Below are 1,060 nucleotides of genomic sequence, written 5' to 3'. Positions count from 1 at the left end.
CCGAGCGCGCCGGCATTCCCAAGGGCGTGCTGAGCGTGGTCACCGGCTCCGCCGCCGAAATCGGCGCCGAGCTGACCGAAAGCCCCATCGTGCGCAAGATCTCCTTCACCGGCTCCACCGAGATCGGCGCCAAGCTGATGGAGCAGAGCGCGCCCACCATCAAGAAGCTGTCGCTGGAACTGGGCGGCAACGCGCCCTTCATCGTCTTCGACGATGCCGACCTGGACAAGGCCGTGGAAGGCGCCATCGCCTCCAAGTACCGCAACGCCGGCCAGACCTGCGTCTGCGTCAACCGCCTCTATATCCAGGACGGCGTGTACGACGCCTTCGCCGAGAAATTCAAGGCCGCGGTGGCCAAGCTCAAGGTCGGCAACGGCCTGGAGGAGGGCGTGACCATCGGCCCGCTGATCGACGCCAAGGCGGCGGCCAAGGTCAAGGAACACATCGACGACGCCGTGAGCCAGGGCGCCCGGGTCATCGCCGGGGGCAAGGCCCACGCCAACGGCGGCAGCTACTTCGAGCCGACCATCCTCGCCGACGTGCCCAGGAGTGCCAAGGTGTCCAAGGAGGAGACCTTCGGCCCGCTGGCGCCGCTGTTCCGCTTCAAGGACGAGGCCGAGGTCATCGAACTGGCCAACGACACCGAATTCGGCCTGGCCTCCTACTTCTATGCCCGCGACCTGTCCCGCGTGTTCCGCGTGGCCGAGGCGCTGGAGTACGGCATGGTCGGCATCAACACCGGCCTGATCTCCAACGAGGTCGCCCCCTTCGGTGGCGTCAAGGCCTCGGGCCTGGGCCGCGAGGGCTCCAAGTACGGCATCGAGGACTACCTCGAGATCAAGTACCTCTGCCTGGGGATTTGATCCCGCGTTCGGCTGGATCTGTTGGGCTGAGACGGCTTCACCGTCGAAGCCCAACGGGTGCACCGAGTCTGGACGTGTTGGGCTTCGCGGTGCTCAACCCAACCTACCAGCCCCCGTAGGTTGGGTTGAGGCGGCTTCACCGTCGAAGCCCAACCGCTCCCCGCGCCATCAACCCAAAGGATGCAACTGCCCGGCCT

Annotated in this window: 1 protein-coding gene; it reads left to right on the top strand. The window is 66.3% G+C overall.

The genetic code is table 11. The annotated features are described in order from the left end of the window. Window positions 1-863, top strand: an 863-nt coding sequence (locus QMX82_RS25655; protein ID WP_282288797.1) for an aldehyde dehydrogenase family protein, incomplete at its 5' end; no start/stop codon positions are given. Window positions 864-1,060 lie beyond the last annotated feature (197 nt).

This window comes from Pseudomonas sp. PS02302 (assembly GCF_029959585.1).
Classification (GTDB): domain Bacteria; phylum Pseudomonadota; class Gammaproteobacteria; order Pseudomonadales; family Pseudomonadaceae; genus Chryseomonas; species Chryseomonas aestiva.
Note: the sequence above shows the minus strand (reverse complement) of the source record. Positions and strands in the feature narration are given on the sequence as shown.